Annotated in this window: 13 protein-coding genes; 9 read left to right on the forward strand and 4 right to left on the reverse strand. The window is 70.9% G+C overall.

All coding sequences use genetic code 11. From position 1 onward, the window contains the following. The 4 genes from PMI01_RS22550 to PMI01_RS22565 form a co-directional block, all read right to left on the reverse strand. A partial coding sequence (locus PMI01_RS22550; RefSeq protein ID WP_007674704.1) for a CehA/McbA family metallohydrolase occupies positions 1-1,022 on the reverse strand: 1,022 nt, incomplete at its 3' end. A 71-nt stretch (positions 1,023-1,093) separates the two neighbouring features. Then, on the reverse strand, positions 1,094-3,892 hold the full coding sequence (locus tag PMI01_RS22555; protein WP_035037880.1) for a TonB-dependent receptor: 2,799 nt from the start codon (positions 3,890-3,892) through the stop codon (positions 1,094-1,096). A gap of 74 nt (positions 3,893-3,966) precedes the next feature. Then, a complete protein-coding gene (locus PMI01_RS22560) occupies positions 3,967-4,917 on the reverse strand; it encodes a FecR family protein (RefSeq protein ID WP_007674709.1) in 951 nt (316 codons plus the stop codon). Further along, on the reverse strand, positions 4,881-5,462 hold the full coding sequence (locus tag PMI01_RS22565; protein ID WP_007674711.1) for an RNA polymerase sigma factor: 582 nt from the start codon (positions 5,460-5,462) through the stop codon (positions 4,881-4,883). The genes PMI01_RS22560 and PMI01_RS22565 overlap by 37 nt, the downstream gene beginning before the upstream one ends. Before the next feature lie 316 nt (positions 5,463-5,778). Between PMI01_RS22565 and PMI01_RS22570 the strand changes: the two genes are divergently transcribed. The 9 genes from PMI01_RS22570 (at position 5,779) to PMI01_RS22610 (ending at position 16,044) form a co-directional block, all read left to right on the forward strand. After that, complete coding sequence (locus tag PMI01_RS22570; RefSeq protein WP_007674712.1) at positions 5,779-6,621, forward strand: TauD/TfdA dioxygenase family protein; 843 nt, start codon at positions 5,779-5,781, stop codon at positions 6,619-6,621. A 119-nt stretch (positions 6,622-6,740) separates the two neighbouring features. Further along, complete coding sequence (locus tag PMI01_RS22575) at positions 6,741-9,398, forward strand: TonB-dependent receptor plug domain-containing protein (RefSeq protein ID WP_007674714.1); 2,658 nt, start codon at positions 6,741-6,743, stop codon at positions 9,396-9,398. Between the two features lie 11 nt (positions 9,399-9,409). Beyond that, the gene (locus PMI01_RS22580; protein WP_007674716.1) at positions 9,410-10,372 is read left to right on the forward strand and encodes an ABC transporter substrate-binding protein; all 963 of its coding nucleotides are present in this window, start codon (positions 9,410-9,412) and stop codon (positions 10,370-10,372) included. After that, positions 10,369-11,937 (forward strand): FAD-dependent oxidoreductase, encoded by a 1,569-nt coding sequence (locus PMI01_RS22585; RefSeq protein ID WP_007674717.1) that lies wholly within the window; start codon positions 10,369-10,371, stop codon positions 11,935-11,937. The genes PMI01_RS22580 and PMI01_RS22585 overlap by 4 nt, the downstream gene beginning before the upstream one ends. After that, positions 11,937-12,338 (forward strand): 4Fe-4S dicluster domain-containing protein, encoded by a 402-nt coding sequence (locus PMI01_RS22590; protein WP_007674719.1) that lies wholly within the window; start codon positions 11,937-11,939, stop codon positions 12,336-12,338. The genes PMI01_RS22585 and PMI01_RS22590 overlap by 1 nt, the downstream gene beginning before the upstream one ends. After that, positions 12,335-13,006, forward strand: coding sequence for a peroxiredoxin-like family protein (locus tag PMI01_RS22595; protein WP_007674722.1), 672 nt, complete (start codon positions 12,335-12,337; stop codon positions 13,004-13,006). Before PMI01_RS22590 ends, PMI01_RS22595 begins: the two co-directional genes overlap by 4 nt. A gap of 117 nt (positions 13,007-13,123) precedes the next feature. After that, positions 13,124-14,140 carry an isoaspartyl peptidase/L-asparaginase family protein gene (locus PMI01_RS22600; RefSeq protein WP_007674727.1) on the forward strand — a complete coding sequence of 339 codons (1,017 nt, stop codon included), beginning with the start codon at positions 13,124-13,126 and terminating at the stop codon, positions 14,138-14,140. Between the two features lie 171 nt (positions 14,141-14,311). Beyond that, positions 14,312-14,890, forward strand: coding sequence for an ANTAR domain-containing response regulator (locus PMI01_RS22605; RefSeq protein WP_007674730.1), 579 nt, complete (start codon positions 14,312-14,314; stop codon positions 14,888-14,890). Further along, positions 14,887-16,044: a CmpA/NrtA family ABC transporter substrate-binding protein gene (locus PMI01_RS22610; RefSeq protein WP_007674733.1), complete on the forward strand. Its 1,158-nt coding sequence runs from the start codon at positions 14,887-14,889 to the stop codon at positions 16,042-16,044. Before PMI01_RS22605 ends, PMI01_RS22610 begins: the two co-directional genes overlap by 4 nt. The last annotated feature ends 87 nt before the right edge of the window (positions 16,045-16,131 follow it).

Consider the following 16,131-nt stretch of genomic DNA (forward strand, 5'->3'; position numbering starts at 1 on the left):
TCGCTGCCGCCGATGGCGGTGATGCGGTGGCCGGCGTTCAGTTGCTTCTCCCAGAAGGGAACGCCCGACAGCGGTCCCTCGGCGCCGTGCTGGGCGCGTTCGGAGCCGCCGTTGGCGACCTCGATGGCCTGGACCTCGTCATAGTCCGTGTTCGGAGCGGTCCAGCCGCAGCCCATGCAGACCTCGCCCGATGGCGAGCTGGGATGGTTGATCGAGAACAGCCCGCCAGCCGCCGCGACGGCGTCCTGCAAGGCCTTGATGTTCGGCACGGTGGGCTCGCCCAGGCGGAAGTCGATGAAGCCGGTGGGGCCGAAGACGTTGGCGTGGCCCTGGAAGGTGGTGACCTCGCGCCCGGGGATCAGCAGCAGCTTGTCGAAGGCCGGCTGCAGCTCGGCCATCGCCTCGTAGTGGCTGGTGGTGTTGTGATCGGTGATGGCGATGAAATCCAGGCCGCGGGCGCTGGCGGCGGCGACGGTGCGGTAGAGCGGGCAGGGCGAGCGAACGCCGGCCTGGGTCTGGCAGGAGCCGTCGCTGTGGGCGGTGTGCATGTGCAGGTCGCCGCGATACCAGCCGGGCGCGGCCTTCAGCGGCGTGGCGGGCAGGCTCTTGGCCCCGTCGTCGCGGTCGAAGAAGATCCGGGCTTCATAGGCCGCGCTCGAGGCGGGGCGGGCGTTGGGCACGCCCAGCAGCAGGGTCCAGCGGCCGGCGGGCAGCGGCCCGGGCAGGTAGCTGGGGGTGGCGTCCTCGGCGGCGACGGTGAAGCTCTTCTTGTTGCCACCGCTCCAGCCGCGGAAGCGTACGGGGTCCATCAGGCCCAGGTCGACGACCGTCTTCTGGTCGCGGGCGTAGTCGAAGGCCACGGTCAGCCGGGTCACGCCCGACGGCACCTCGAAGGTGACTGGCTTGTAGGTCTGGTTGTCTGCCCCGACGATCTGTCCGGTCAGGACGAGGTCGGGCTTGCGCTCCTGGGCCCAGGCGGGCGTGGACAGAAGCAGGAGGATCAGCGCCAGCCACCGGACCATGTTCGGCTCCCAGAAAAAACGGGCGATCGGCGCGAAGCCGACCGCCCAGTCGAGGGGAAGGGGATAGAAAACTAGAAGCGGTACATCAGCGCCGCGCGGAACGAGCGGCCGAACTCCGGCCGGCCGATGCCGTAGAGAGCGCCGGCCTCGCCGCTGATGATCTGGCCGGCGCGCGGGTTGCCCTCGGTCAGGCCCAGCTCATTGAACAGGTTGTTGCCGTAAGCGTAGACCGTCAGCCCGTCGGCGATCTCGTAGCGGACCGTGGCGTTGACCAGGGTGTAGGCCGGCAGCTTCGAGGTGTTGGCGGCGTCCGAGAAGCGGTCGTCGTAGCGCTCGACGCTGGCTTCCAGCCGCAGCTTGCTGTCCAGCAGGTTGACGCCGGGGGTCAGGCGGAACGAGGTCTTGGGCACGCGGACCAGCTGGTTGCCGGTGAAGTCGCGCGTGCGGCTGGCGGTGACGGCCGGCGGCTTGACCTGGCAGGTCGGGTCGGTCGCCGCGACCGTGCAGGCCTCCTCGAACTTGTAGTCGCCGAATTCCGGGTTCTGGAAGGTGGCGTTGAAGCGCAGGTCGAACCACGAGGTCGGCCGCACCGTGCCTTCCAGCTCCAGGCCCAGGGTCTTGGTGTCGGTGACGCTGGTCTGGTTGACGTAGGCGCCGGTGGTCGGGTTGAACACCAGGCTGCCGAAGCCGAGGTTGTCGTAGGTGGTCTGGAAGGCCGTGGCGTAGAGCTCGATCTTCGGGGTCACCCATTTGAAGCCGAGTTCGCTGAGGTCCATGGTCTGGACCGTGCCCGTCGAATTGGTGGCGTTGGTGATGTAGTCGCCCAGCGACGGCAGGCGGAAGGCCGAGGTGAAGCGGCCGAACATGCCCATCTGCGGCGTGATCTTGTAGTCGACGCCCACGGTCCAGCCGGCGTGGTCGAACTTGCGGTCCAGGCGGTCGTAGACGCCTGTGCCCGACAGCACGGTGTCGTCGGCCGGGGTCGGCGACTGGCCCAGGTTCTTCGTCGCGCTGCGTTCGCTGCGGCCCTCGAACTCGATCTTCTCCCAGCGCACGCCGGCGTCGATGCGCAGCTTGGAGGTGAGGCTCCACTCGTCGGTCAGGTAGAGGGCGACGGTGTTGGACTTGCCGTCGCCGTTGGCGAACTCGGCGCCGTAGCGGCTGATGCCGTTCTCGGTCAGGCTGGACAGCACCTGGCCGGCGGCGTTGACGGCCACCAGGTCGAGGCGCTGGGCGTTCTCGCGCACGTCGAGCAGGGCGTTGGCCGAATAGCGGTTGAAGGCCTCTTCCACGTGGGCGGTGTAGACGCCGAAGGCCACGTCGTGGGTCTGGTCGCCGAACTCGAACTTGTGCAGGAAACGGGCGTCGTTGATCAGCTCGTCCAGCGGCACCGAGACGTAGCGCAGCGAGCCGTCGAGGATGAGGCCGTTGCCGTTCTGGCCGGCGCCGGCGGTGTTGAAGACCTCGCCGGTGGTGGCGTAGCGCAGTTGCACGTCGGTGGCGCCCGGCGTGGCGGCCAGCAGGGCGGCGCGGTACTGGGCGATGCGGGCGCTGCCCAGCGTCGGGGTGTTGGGGAACAGGCCGATGCGCTTGGACTCCGAGGTCCGGTAGCGCAGCGTGTCCTGGAAACGCCAGCCGTCGAAGGGCTCGTACTTGAAGATCGCCGTGGCCTGGGTCAGCTCGACCTCGGTGCCGCGCGTCAGGTCCCAGTTGAAGGGACCGGTCGGGCCGCGCAGGGTCAGGTGCGAGGTCTCCGGACCGGCCAGGGTGCCGGTCAGCGGGTCGAAGCCGGGCGCGGCGCTGGGCTCGCCGGCGGCGTTGAACTTCAGCGGCACGCCGGCGAACAGGATGACGTTGTCGTCCAGGTGCTTGAGGTTGAACTCGATGCTGCCGCGCTCGAACTCGCGGCCGGCCTCGACGCGCCACTGGTAGCCCTTGTTGGCCGTGTAGCCCGGGTCGCGGATGCCGTCGTCCTCGCGCCAGAAGCCGCCGACCGATCCGTGCCAGTCCTTGCCGATCGGGCCGCCGTAGAACAGGTCGACGCGCTTGAGGCCGTAGTCGCTGACCTGCAGCTTGGCCAGGCCCTCGGGCGTGTCGCCGCCCTTGCGGGTGATGAAGTTGACCGTGCCGCCCGGGGCGTAGGAGGCGAAGATCGACGAGGGGCCGCCGCGCACCACTTCGATGCGGTCGATGGTCTCGTCCAGGCGGAACGACTGGTCGGCGTTGAGGTAGCCCAGGCCACCGTCGTGCTGGATCGGCGCGCCGTCCTCCTGCAGGGCGATGGCCGAGAAGCCTTCCTGCGGGATGCCGCGAGCCCGGATGTTGGCGCTGGCCTCGCCGCCCGAGGCCTCGACCCAGAAGCCGGGCACGGCCTTCAGCGCGTCGGCCACGCCCATCGGCGAGCGCATGCGCAGCGACTCTTCGTTCATGGTGGTGACGGCGTAGCTGGTGGCCAGGCGGGTGCGGGCGTCCGAGCCGGCGCGCGAGGTGACGATGATCTCACCGACCACGTCCGCGTCCTGGCGGGCCAAAGGGCCGGCGCTCTTTTCACGCAGGGTGATGACCTGGGCGTTGGCCGAGGCGATCTCCAGGTCGCCGCCGTCGATCAGCCGGCGCAGGGCCTCCTCGCGACCGAACGCGCCCTTCAGGCCCGCCGTGCGATGGCGGGCGGCGACGTCGTAGGGGAACATCAGCTGCACGCCGGCCTGGCGCGAAAAGGCGTTGAGGGCCGAGGCGGTGTCGCCGGCCGGAATATCGAACGCGACGCGCGCGGCGGCCTGGGCCTGGGCCGCGACCGGAACGACGGAAATCAGGGCCGTGGTGGCCAGCAACATGCCCGCGCCGATGCGCAGGCCCCAGGTCTTGATCATCGGAAGAGCCCCCATGTCGTTGATCGCCGTGATCGGCGTCTCGAACGGCAAGACGGGGGAGGTGGGGAAAACCCCTATCGAGATTTAAGAAGAATTCGCGACGATCCGTCGTCGATGATCCGTAGGCCGAAGGTCGTGCGCAGGGCGTCCAGGAAGCTGTCGGGGTCGCCGGTCAGGAACCGTCCGCCCAGCCGCAGGCGGCCGGCCCGGTCGTCGCCGATCACCAGCTTGCGGGTCAGGTAGCGGTTATATTCCTCGACGGCGGCCGACAGGGCCTGGCCCTCGAAGACGATCTCGCCGCGCCGCCAGGCCTGGACGCTCTGGACCTGCGCCTCCGGCGTATCGACCACGTCGATGCGCCGGGCGGTGATCTCCAGCACGCGGCGGGCGTCGGCCGGGCCGACCACCTGGGCCTCGGCGCGGCCGGACGCGGTCTCGACCGCCGCCTGGCCCGCCAGGACGATCAGGTCCAGGCCCGCCGGGCGCAGGCGGGCGTTGAATTGGCCAGCGGCCAAGCGCGCCAACCCCTGGGCGGTGAACAGCTCGAAGGGCCGCAGATGGTCCTGGGCGATCGTCAGCGCCGCCTCGCCCCGCGCCAGCCACAGCCGCCGCCGCGTGCGGTCGAACCGCCAGAACACCTCGGTGTCGGTGTTGAGCTCGACCGAGCTGCCGTCCGGCAGGGCCAGGGTCCGCCGTTCGCCCACGCCGGTGACGACACGGTCGCGCAGCAGGATGTCGCGTCCCAGCCAGGCCCCGCCCGCCAGGCTGGCGGCCAGGGCCGCGCCGCCGCCGGTCAGCCAGGCCCGGCGGTCGATCCTCGGGACCGGCTTGTCGGCGACGTCGCGCAGGGCGTCCAGTCGCGTCCAGGCGTGCGCCACCTCGGCGAAGGCCGCGGCGCGGCGCGGATCGGCGTCGCGCCAGGCGTTCAGGTCCTGCTCGGTGGCGCGGCCGGCGTCGAGGCGCGCCAGCCATTGGGAAGCCTGGGCGATCAGTTCTTCTCTGTCTTGATCGCCCGGTCGCGCCATGAACTCGATCGTTTCTCGATACTGCGGCCATCGCCCGAGGCCAGGGCCTTGGTCAAGAGCCGCAGCCCCTTGGCCAGATGCTTTTCAACTGTAGAGACGGACAAGTTCAACCTAACCGCTATCTGTCCTGGCGAAAGGCCGTGCATTTTTCGCAAGGTCAACACCCTGCGGCACTGGACGGGCAGGCGTTCCAGCGCCGCCAGCACCAGGTCCAGCTCCTGGCGGGCGCTGGTCACCGCATAGGCGTCCGGCGCCGGGTCGGGCAGGGCGTCCATTTCCAGCACCCCGATCTGGCGGATGGCCACCACCTTGGCGCGGCGGAAGCGCTCGAAGGCCAGGTTGCGGATGATGGTCATCACGAACCGCTCCGGGGTTTCCAGGCGCCGCCACTCGGCCACGCCCAGCACCTTGGCGTAGGCCTCCTGCACCAGGTCCTCGGCGTCGGCCTCGTCGCCGGTCAGCTTGCGGGCATAGGCCCGGTAGTTGGCCGCGTAGGGCAACACGCAGGCGCCGAACCAGCGATCGATATCACGTAGCCATGCCATGAAGGGGCGTCTCGCGCTCACCGCGTCTTCGGGGGTCAAGCGCTGCACTAGCGGGGTCACGTGTCAGTTTGCTGACAGTGAAGCGATCCGCGTCTGGCCCGAGCGGAATGGAGGTGATCGGTGCGTCGTGGGGAACCGCGCCATCGAGCCTTGAAACATGACCATCGCTGATCTGGTCTATTTGTTTGAAAGATATAGGTTTCTCTGAAATTCACCGGAGAAATACTGCTTCGCGCCGGACCCGGGTTGTTGCGCATGGTGCCCCTGGTCGCGGCCGCCCTGGCCGCTTGTCGAGCTTGTCAGGCGAGGAGAGGCCATGAGCGCCACCATCACCAGCGTTCGCGAAAGCATCGAGCTGGGCGTCGCCCATCTCAACCCCACGATCGGGTCCGAGGTCACCGGCGTCGACCTGAGCCAGCCGCTGAGTCGCGCCCAGCGCGACGCCCTCAAGGCCCTGTTGCTTCAGCGCAAGGTGCTGTTCTTCCGCGACCAGGACATCACCCGCGACCAGCAACTGGCCTTCGCCGCCAATTTCGGCGAGGTCTACGCCCACCCGACCGGCGGGGTGGACACCCATCGCGCCGTGCAGCCGATCTCGGCCGAGGCGCTGAAGAAGTACGACATCCGCGAGAACCACTGGCACACCGACACCAGCTGGCGGATCAACCCGTCGTTCGGGGCGGTGCTGAAGGCCGTGCACATTCCCGAGGTCGGCGGCGACACCATCTGGGCCGACGGCGGGGCGATCTATCGCGGCTTGCCGGACGACCTGAAGGCGGCGGTCGACGACCTCTACGTCATCCACGACTACCAGGACGCCCTGGCCAAGTCGGGCGAACGCTATCCGCTGGTCGCCCATCCGGCGATCCGCACCCATCCGGAGACCGACGAGGACATCTTCTGGATCAATTTCAGCCTCAAGCCGCGGTTCGTCGACCTGGCGCCGGACGAGAGCCGGGCGCTGCTGGCCCGGCTCTATGACGAGGTCAAGAAGCCCGAACACCATGCCCGCTTCCGCTGGCGGCCCAACTCGGTGGCCCTGTGGGACAACCGCGCCGGCCTGCACTACGCGGTCCGCGACTACGGTGATTTTCCACGCGTGATGGAGCGCGTGCTGATCGGCGGCGACGACATCCCGTACCGCGACCGCCGCGCCTGACGTGACGCGGCCAAACTGACGCGCCCGCCCTGGCGCTCCTCGGAGCCGGCGGGCGCGACCTCTTTCCACGACAAGACCGACAAGACGCGGCGGCGATCGCCTCCGCGCGGGGGATCATCTTGACTATCGCCTACGCCTCCAAGACCCATCGACAGCGACTTCGTTCCGTCCTGGGCGGCAGCCTGCTGGCCTGCGCCTCGACCTTCGCCCTGGCGGCGGCCGCCGCCGAGGTTCCCTCGGTCGACGCCCCGCTGGCCGCCGAGGCTCCCCCCGCCGAGGCCGACGGCGCGACCGCGCTCGAGGCGGTGATCGTCACCGGCGTGCGCGGCGTGCGGCGCACGGTCGCCGACAGCCCGGCGCCGGTGGACGTGATCTCCAGCCAGCAGCTGACCGCCACCGGCAAGGTCGGCCTCAAGGAGGTGCTCAACACCCTGATCCCGTCGTTCAACCTGCCGGGCGTCAACGGCGGCGGCACCTCGTGGACGGTGCGGGCGATCACCATGCGCGGCTTGAACGGCGACCAGGCGCTGTTCCTGGTCAACGGCAAGCGCAGGCATGGCACGGCGCTGATCAACAACCTGGCGCGGGTGGGGCGCGGCGGATCGCCGGTCGACCTGGACCTGATCCCGGCCTCGGCCATCGACCGCATCGAGGTGCTGCGCGACGGCGCCTCGGCCCAGTACGGCTCCGACGCCATCGCCGGCGTCATCAACATCATCCTCAAGAAGGACGCTGAAGGGGGTTCGTTCAGCTACACCGGTGGCCAGAACTATCTGGGCGACGGCGACACCCGCAGCGCCACCCTCAACTACGGCCTGCCGCTCGGCGACCAGGGCGGTTTCGTGCAACTGGCCCTGAACTGGAAGAACAACGAGGCCGCCTCGCGCTCGGTCCCGTCGCGGGCCCAGTACATCTTCCAGCCCACGGTCACCACGGTGGGCGGGGTGACCACCGTCACCCCCGACCCGCGCGACGCCACCGCCGACCGCTACTTCTGGGGCCATGGCTATGGCCCGGGCGAGGAGGACATCCTCGCCGCGTCCTACAACGCCGAGCTGCCCTGGAAGGACCTGACGCTCTATTCGGCCGGCACGCTCAGCCATCGCGGTTCGAAGAAGAACACCGGCAGCTTCCTGCCCAACCTGGCGCCGGTGGCCGGCGTCACGCCGGGCCGGCCGCTGAACCGCAACTCGCTGCCCGAGGTCTATCCCTACGGCTTCAACGCCCTGCGGCGGATCTTCGAGACCGATTTCCAGACCAGCTTCGGCGCGCGCGGCCAGGCGCGCGGCTGGGACTGGGACGTCTCGACCACCCTGGCCCAGGACCACGCCCAGCTCGATGGCCAGAACACCCTCAACGCCACGCTCGGCCCGGCCAGCCCGACCTATTTCCACCTGTCGACCCATGAATTCCAGCAGTGGACCAACAACCTCGACGTCACCCGCGCGTTCGACGGCGTGCTGCCCCATCCCGTCCAGGTGTCGTGGGGGCTGGAGCACCGCTACGAGCGCTTCAAGGTCGAGGCGGGCGACGAGGCCTCTTACGTCGTCGGCGACTACGTGATCCCGGCCGGCCAGCCGTTCGCCGGCCTGCGGCCCAATCCGGGCCTGGCGTCGTACGCCGGGACCGCGCCCGACGACGCCGGCTCGGCCAACCGCAACAGCTATGCGGCCTATGTCGACGTCGGGACCGACCTGACCGACACCTGGTATGTCGGGCTGGCGGCGCGCCATGAGCGCTACACCGGCGATGTCGGCGACACCACCAGCGGCAAGCTGACCACCCGCTGGGAGTTCCTGCCCGGCTACGCGGTGCGGGCCACGGTCAGCAACGGCTTCCGCGCTCCGTCGCTGGGCCAGGAAGTGTTCGCCAGCTCGACGATCTCCGGCAGCCTGTGCGCGGCGGCGCCCAACAACGTGTTCCGCGGCGTGGCCTGCACGCCCGGCGAATACCTGACCTTCCCGACCAAGGTGCTGCGCCCCGGCTCGGCCGAGGCCGCCGCCCTGGGGGCGACGCCGCTGAAGCCCGAGACCTCGACCAACTACAGTTTCGGGATCACCGCCGAGCCGACCAGCCGCCTGCGGGTGACGCTGGACGCCTACCAGATCGACATCGACGACCGCATCGTCGACACCAGCAACCTCGACCTCAGCGCCACCCAGCTGGCCTCGCAGCCGGCCCTGGCCCCGCTGCTGAGCCGGTTCCCGCAGGGCCTGACCGCCACCTACTACACCAACGCCGTCTCGACCCGGACGACGGGCGTCGACCTGGTCGGCGAGTACAGCCTGGACCTGGGCGACTGGGGACGGGTCAATCTCAACGCCGCCTACGCCTTCAACAAGACCAAGATCACCAAGCGGCAGGCTACGCCGGCCGTGCTGCTGGCGGTCAATCCCAACCTGGTGCTGTTCGACCGCCAGAAGGTCGCCGACCTGACGGTGGGCACGCCGCGCGAGAAGGTCGTGCTGGGCGCGCTGTGGAACCGCGACGCCGTGACCGCCAGCCTGCGCGCCACTCGCTACGGCCGCTACACCGAGGCCGGGACCTCGGCCAATCTGGACCGCGCCTACAGCGCCAAGTGGGTGGCCGACCTCGACGTCTCCTACGACGTGCGGGAGTCCACCACGGTGGCGATCGGGGCCAACAACCTGTTCGACCAGCACCCGGACAAGATCGGGGTGATCAACCCGGACACCGGCATGAACCAGTTCGGCCTGTTCTCGCCCTTCGGCATCACCGGCGGCTACTACTACGCCCGCCTGACCCAACGCTTCTGAGGGAGGGCGCCATGCACAGACGCAGCTTCGCCATCGCCATCGCCGCCCTGGCCGCCGCCTTCACCCTGAACGGATGCGGCGGGGCGCACGACGGCGCGGACGGTCAGCCTGTCCTCAAGGTCGGCAGCCAGCGGGGCGGCACAAAGGCGATCCTCATCGCCTCCGGCGCCCTGGAGGGGACGCCCTACAGGATCGAGTGGAGCGAGTTCCCGGCCGCCCAGCCGCTGCTCGAGGCCGTCGGGGCGGGGGCGGTGGACCTGGGCGAGGCCGGCGACGCGCCGTTCCTCTACGCCTATGCCAGCGGCGCGAAGATCAAGGCCGTACAGGCCGGCAAGAGCGGCGGCTCCTCGACGGCCCTGCTGGTCCGCAAGGATTCGCCGATCCGCGCCGTCGCCGACCTGCGCGGCAAGAAGGTCGCCACCGGACGCGGCTCGATCGGCCACTACCTGCTGCTGCGCCTGCTGGACGAGGCCGGGCTGAAGCCCGGCGACGTCCAGGTCGTCTTCCTCAGCCCCGGCGACGCCAAGGCGGCCTTCACCAGCGGCGCGATCGACGCCTGGGTGACCTGGGGCTCCTATGTCGCCCTGGCCCGGCTGCACGACGACGCCACGATCCTGGCCGACGGCGACGGCCGGCTCGGCGGCTACGGCTTCGAGGCGGCCAGCGAGGCGGCGATCGCCGGCAAGCGCCCGCAGGTCGAGGACTTCCTGCGCCGCCTGGCCAAGGCCCGGCGCTGGGCGGGCGAGCATCCCCGGGAATTCGCGGCGGCGCTGTCGAAGGAGACCGGGCTGCAGCCGGAGGTCGCCCTCTACACCGTCCAGCACTACCGGATCGCGCCGGCGGTGATTGACGACCAGGCGGTGATCGAGGCGCGGGCGGTGCTCGACCGGTTCCGGGGCGCCGGAGCGGTGACCTCGACGCGCGACCCGGCCGGAGCCTTCGACCGGTCGTTCAACGCGGCGGTCGCGCCATGAGCCTCGCCTTGTCGGCCGACGTGCTGGTGATCGGCGGCGGCCTGGCCGGAACCTGGGCCGCCATCGCCGCCGCGCGCGAGGGGGCCGACGTCGTCCTCGCCGACAAGGGCCATTGCGGCACGAGCGGGGTCACCGCCACGGCCGGTCCCGGCCACTGGTGGGTCCCGCCCGAGGCGCGGGAGGGCGCGGTGGCCGACCGGCTGAAGCGGTCGCTGGGCCTGGGCGATCCGGACTGGATGCGGCGGATCCTGGACCTGACCTGGACCAGCCTGCCGACCCTGCGCGGCTATTACGACTTCTCCGTCGATGATCAGGGGCAACCGTTCTATCGCGGCCTGCGCGGGCCCGAATACATGCGGGCCATGCGGCGCCTGGCGCTGGATCAGGGCGTGCGCATCCTCGACCACCATCCGGCCCTGGAGCTGCTGCGCCACGGCGACGGCGCGATCGCCGGGGCGGCGGGAACGGCGCTGCGCGGCGAGCGGCCGTGGACGATCCGGGCCGGCGCCGTGGTGCTGGCCACCGGCGGCTGCGCCTTCGCCTCGCGCCTGCTGGGCTCGGCCACCAATACCGGCGACGGCCTGCTGATGGGCGTCGAGGCCGGGGCCGACCTGTCGGGCATGGAGTTCTGCAACTACTACACCCCGGCCATGGCGGGCACGAACATGGCCCGCTCGATGGCCTACAGCTTCGCCCGCTGGTTCGACGCCGACGACCGCGAGCTCGATATCCCCAACGGCCCCGACGTCACCCCGCACCTGGCCCGGGCCCTGATCGCCGGGCCGCTGTTCTGCCGCCTCGACCGCGTGCCCGAGGACATCCGTCGGGTCATGCCGCAGGTGCAGCCCAACTTCGTCCTGCCGTTCGACCGCAAGGGGATCGACGCCTATGGCGACCGCTTCGAGGTGACCCTGCACGCCGAGGGCACGGTGCGGGGTATCGGCGGGCTGCGGGTGACGGACGAGGCCTGCCAGACCCAGGTCCAGGGCCTGTTCGCGGCTGGTGACGCGGCCAGCCGCGAGCTGGTCACCGGCGCGATCTCGGGCGGTGGCGCGGTCAATTCGTCCTGGGCGCTGTCGTCGGGGCAGTGGGCCGGGGCGGGGGCCGCGCAGCTGGCGCTGGGGCAGGGCGTGCGGGCCGAAGAGCTGGCGGTGGCCACCGGGCGAACCGGGTTGCGACCGGATCGGGCCCAGCGTCCGGTCGATCTTCGCGCGGCCGTCCAGACGGTGCGCGACGAACTGAACGACTACGAACGCAACATCTTCCGGCGCGGCCCGGCCCTGGCGGAATCGGCCGCCCGGCTGGACGCCGTCTGGGTCGAACTGGCCGCCCACGCGCGCGGCGAGGGTCGGGGCGCGGTCCGGACCCGCGAGGCCGCCGCCCTGGTCGCGGCCGGGCGCTGGAGCAAGGCCTGCGCCCTGGCCCGCCGCGAGAGCCGCGGCATGCACCGGCGCGAGGACGCGCCGGGCCTCGATCCTCGCCTGGCGACGCGCCAGCGAGCCGGCCGGCTGGACAAGGTCTGGACGGCGTTCGAGCCGGCCGCCGCCCAGGCGGAGGTGGCCTGATGATCGAGGTCGTCATCGACGCGCGCTGCAACGGCTGCGGGGACTGCGTCGACGCCTGTCCCAGCGACGTGCTGGAGGCCGGCCCCGGCGGCAAGGCGGTGATCGCCCGCCAGGCCGACTGCCAGACCTGCCTGCTGTGCGAGCTCTACTGCCCGGCCGACGCCCTGTTCGTCTGGCCCGACTGCGAGGCGCCGGTCGGGATCACCGCCCAGCAGGCCCTGGCCTCGGGCCAGCTGGGCGCCTTCCGCCGCGACTCCGGCTGGGGCGAGCACGCCGCCAGCTTCACCAACCAGCACTGGCGGATGGGCTCGATCTTCGAGCGGGCCCGTCTGCAGGCGATGGAGATCGCCGCCGCCCGAAATTCCACAGAACCCCTTCAAGCCGAGGAGAACGTCCGATGAGCCAAGAGAGCCTGACCCGACTGCTCGCCGACCTGCACGCCGAGCGCCTGCGCACCTGGGACCCCGCCGCCCTGAAGATCAACATCGACCAGCGCGCGACCCTGGTCGAGACCGCCGACCCCGCCGCCTGGGTCAAGGCGGGCGACACGGTCGAGCCCTTCGTGCTCAAGGACGTCGAGGGCGGCGACCTGACCCTGAAGGGCCTGACCGCCAACGGCCCGGCGGTGCTGGTGTTCTTCCGCTTCGCCGGCTGCCCGGCCTGCAACATCGCGCTGCCCTATTACGAGCGCGCCTTGCAGCCGACCCTGAAGGCCCTCGGCGTGCCGCTGGTCGCGGTCAGCCCGCAGGTTCCCGAGCGGCTGGGCGAGATCCGGACCCGGCACGACCTGTCGTTCAGGGTGGCGTCCGACCCCGACAACACCCTGGGGCGGCGGCTCGGGATCCTCTACACCGCCGACGCGGCCAGCCAGGCCGCCCAGCGCGCCAAGGGGGCCTTCATCGGCGACACCACGGGTACGGGAACCTGGGAGCTGCCGCAGCCGACCGTGGTGGTGATCGGCCGCGACCAGGTCGTGCGGTTCGCCGACGTCAGCCCGGACTGGCTGGTGCGCACGGAAGCCGAACCGGTGATCGCCGCGGTGCGGGCCCTGGCCGCCGTGCCGGTCTAGGCGCGGATCGCGGTCTTGACGGCGGCGGTCAACAGCGGCGTTCTGGTCCGCGACGACCGCTGAGCCCGCCCTGTCGATTCCCGCCGGCGCCTCGGTTCTCGTGACCCAGAGAGTCCCATGACGCTTTCGAAGATCCGCGTGGCTTCCCTTTCCGTCCTGGCGGTCGCCGCCTTGCTGGCGGGGCCGGCCTCGGCGGCCGACGGTCCGTGGTCGCTGGCCATCCACGGCGGGGCCGGGGTGATCAAGCGCGGCGACCTGACGCCCGAGAAGGAGGCGGCCTATCGCGCCGGCCTCGACGCGGCGATGGCCGCCGGCGCCAAGGTGCTGAAGGCCGGCGGCTCCAGCCTGGACGCCGTCGAGGCCACGGTGCGGGTGCTGGAAGACAATCCGCTGTTCAACGCCGGCAAGGGCGCGGTGTTCACCGCCGAGGGCAAGAACGAGCTCGACGCCTCGATCATGGACGGCAAGACCCTGAAGGCCGGGGCGGTGGCCGGCGTCACCCGCACCAAGAACCCCATCAGCCTGGCCCGCGCCGTGATGGAACAGTCGCCGCACGTGCTGCTGGCCCGCGACGGCGCCGACCAGTTCTCCAAGGAGAAGGGACTGGAACAGGTCGATCCCAGCTATTTCCGCACCGAGGAGCGCTGGAAGCAGTTGGAAACCTGGCGCAAGAACCACCAGGCCGCGCTCGACCCCACCCACCTGTTCGGCACCGTTGGGGCCGTGGCCCTGGACCAGGCCGGCCACGTCGCCGCCGCCACCTCGACGGGCGGCATGACCGGCAAGCGCTGGGGCCGGATCGGCGATTCCCCGATCATCGGGGCGGGAACCTACGCCCGCGATGGGGTCTGCGCGGTCTCGGCGACCGGCTCGGGCGAATATTTCATCCGTGAGACCGCCGCCCGCCAGGTCTGCGACCGGATCGCCTGGAAGGGGCAGGGCGTCCAGCAGGCCGGGGACGACACCATCAAGTCGATCGGCGCGATCGGCGGCGACGGCGGCCTGATCGCCATCGACGGCCAGGGCCGCGCGGCCTTCAGCATGAACGACCTGGGCATGTATCGCGGCGCGGTGTCTTCGGCCCATCCGGTGGCCAGGACGGCGATCTTCGCGGATGAACCGTCGCCGCAATAGGGGGCGGGACGGAGGCGGACCGCCGCCTCGACCCCCGTCGGTCTTCAAGATCCCGCGACGGGCGCCAATATTTCAGGCGCCGGCGCCCGCGCCATGGGCTTATCGGCTAAGCTGGCCCGTGAACGGTGTTGAAACCTCCCGTCGCCGGGCCAAGGGACCTACGCCAACGCCATGCGCGTGCTTGTCATCGATCCGGATTCCGCGAGAGCCGCCCTGGTCGCTGAAGGTCTGGCGGGGGTGGACCCCTTGCAGGTCCGCCAGGCCACCACCTTCGACGAACGCGAGGTGCTGGAGTTCGCGCCCGACGTGGTGGTGATCGCCTCCGACAGCCCCGACCGCGACACCCTCGAAAGCCTTCGCGAATCCTCGGTGAGCAATCCGCGCCCGGTGGTGATGTTCGTCGACCGCTCGGAACCAGGCCTGGCCGAGCAGGCCGTCCGGGCCGGGGTGGCGGCCTATATCGTCGACGGCCTGTCGCCCGCCCGGGTGCGGCCGATCCTCGACGTCGCCATGAGCCGGTTCGCCCTGACCCAACAGCTGCGCGGCGACCTGGCCAAGGCCAAGGCCGACCTGGAGTCGCGCAAGACGGTCGAGCGGGCCAAGGGTCTGCTGATGAAGGAGCGGGGCCTGGACGAGGACGGCGCCTATCGGCTGCTGCGCAAGCTGGCCATGGACAAAGGTCGGCCGATCGGCGCGGTGGCCGCCGACCTGCTGGCCTTCGCCAACATCCTGAAGGGCGACGCCTCGTGAGCGGACTGGCCGACCTGACGCTGGGCTTCATCCCCCTGACCGACTGCGCGCCCCTGGTGGTGGCCAAGTCGCTGGGATTTTTCGCCGAGGAGGGGCTGGAGGTGACGCTCAGCCGCGAAGCCTCGTGGGCGACGATCCGCGACAAGGTGGCGGTCGGGGCGCTGGACGGGGCCCACATGCTGGCGCCCATGGCCCTGGCGGCCGGCCTGGGCGACGACGGCGTCGTCGCCGCGCCGATGCTCGCGCCCCTGGCCCTGAACCTGAACGGCAGCGCCATCACCGTCTCGACGGCCCTGGCCGACGCCCTGCGGGCGGTCGATCCCGAGGGCATGGCGGCGGAGACGGTCACCGCGCGGCCGCTGGCCCGGCTGATCGAACAGCGGCGAGGCCAGGGCGCCCCGCCGCTGATCTTCGCCGTGGTCTTCCCCCATTCGATGCACAGCTACGCCCTGCGCTACTGGCTGGCCCAGGCGGGCGTCGATCCCGACCACGACGTCCGCCTGGTGGTGACGCCGCCGCCGCGCGTGGTCGCTCATCTGCAGTCCGGCGGAATCGACGGCTTCTGCGTCGGCGCGCCCTGGAACGCCGTGGCCGTCAGCGAGGGGGTCGGCGAGATTCTGATCAAGGCGTCGACCTTCTGGCCGGGCGGGCCGGACAAGGTGTTCGGCGTCACGCAGGCCTGGGCGGCGCGACGTCCCGACGACCTGCGGGCGGCCCTGCGCGCCCTGATCCGCGCCGCGGCCTGGGCCGACGAGCCGGGCAACCACGCCGAACTCGTCGCGCTGCTGTCGCGACCCGACCATGTCGGCGCCGAGCCCGAGGTGCTGGCCCGCGCCCTGCGGCAGGAGATCGTCTTCCACCGCGACGCCGCCGGCCTGCCGCGCCGGGAGCACGCCCTGTGGTTCCTGTCGCAGATGGTCCGCTGGGGGCAGGTCGGTCCCGACCTGGACCTCGAGGCCGTCGCCGACCAGGTGTATCGCCCCGACCTGTTCCGCGAGGCGGCCCTGTCGGTGGGGCCGGTGGTCGAGCCGGCGATGGCGTTCGCCGACGCCTCGCCGCCGCCGCCCGCGGCCCTGTTCGACGGCGCGCCGTTCGATCCGGCCGACGCCCGGGGCTACGCGGCGGGGTTCGCCATCAGCCGGGTGGGCGGCTAGGGCGCGTACTCAACTTGGCTATCGGGACGCTCTGAAGATATCAGCGCCCTAAATAGAGTTGTCATCCCGGAAGCCTCGCAGAGGCTG

It is taken from the genome of Caulobacter sp. AP07, assembly GCF_000281955.1.
Taxonomy (GTDB): Bacteria; Pseudomonadota; Alphaproteobacteria; order Caulobacterales; family Caulobacteraceae; genus Caulobacter.

Bases quoted from the DNA above. Each gene is read 5' to 3' on its own strand.
- PMI01_RS22605 (WP_007674730.1), top strand. From the start codon at position 14,312: ATGCGCGTGCTTGTCATCGATCCGGATTCCGCGAGAGCCGCCCTGGTC.
- PMI01_RS22560 (WP_007674709.1), bottom strand. From the start codon at position 4,917: ATGGCGCGACCGGGCGATCAAGACAGAGAAGAACTGATCGCCCAGGCT.
- PMI01_RS22580 (WP_007674716.1), top strand. From the start codon at position 9,410: ATGCACAGACGCAGCTTCGCCATCGCCATCGCCGCCCTGGCCGCCGCC.
- PMI01_RS22600 (WP_007674727.1), top strand. From the start codon at position 13,124: ATGACGCTTTCGAAGATCCGCGTGGCTTCCCTTTCCGTCCTGGCGGTC.
- PMI01_RS22590 (WP_007674719.1), top strand. From the start codon at position 11,937: ATGATCGAGGTCGTCATCGACGCGCGCTGCAACGGCTGCGGGGACTGC.
- PMI01_RS22595 (WP_007674722.1), top strand. From the start codon at position 12,335: ATGAGCCAAGAGAGCCTGACCCGACTGCTCGCCGACCTGCACGCCGAG.
- PMI01_RS22555 (WP_035037880.1), bottom strand. From the start codon at position 3,892: ATGATCAAGACCTGGGGCCTGCGCATCGGCGCGGGCATGTTGCTGGCC.
- PMI01_RS22570 (WP_007674712.1), top strand. From the start codon at position 5,779: ATGAGCGCCACCATCACCAGCGTTCGCGAAAGCATCGAGCTGGGCGTC.
- PMI01_RS22565 (WP_007674711.1), bottom strand. From the start codon at position 5,462: ATGGCATGGCTACGTGATATCGATCGCTGGTTCGGCGCCTGCGTGTTG.
- PMI01_RS22585 (WP_007674717.1), top strand. From the start codon at position 10,369: ATGAGCCTCGCCTTGTCGGCCGACGTGCTGGTGATCGGCGGCGGCCTG.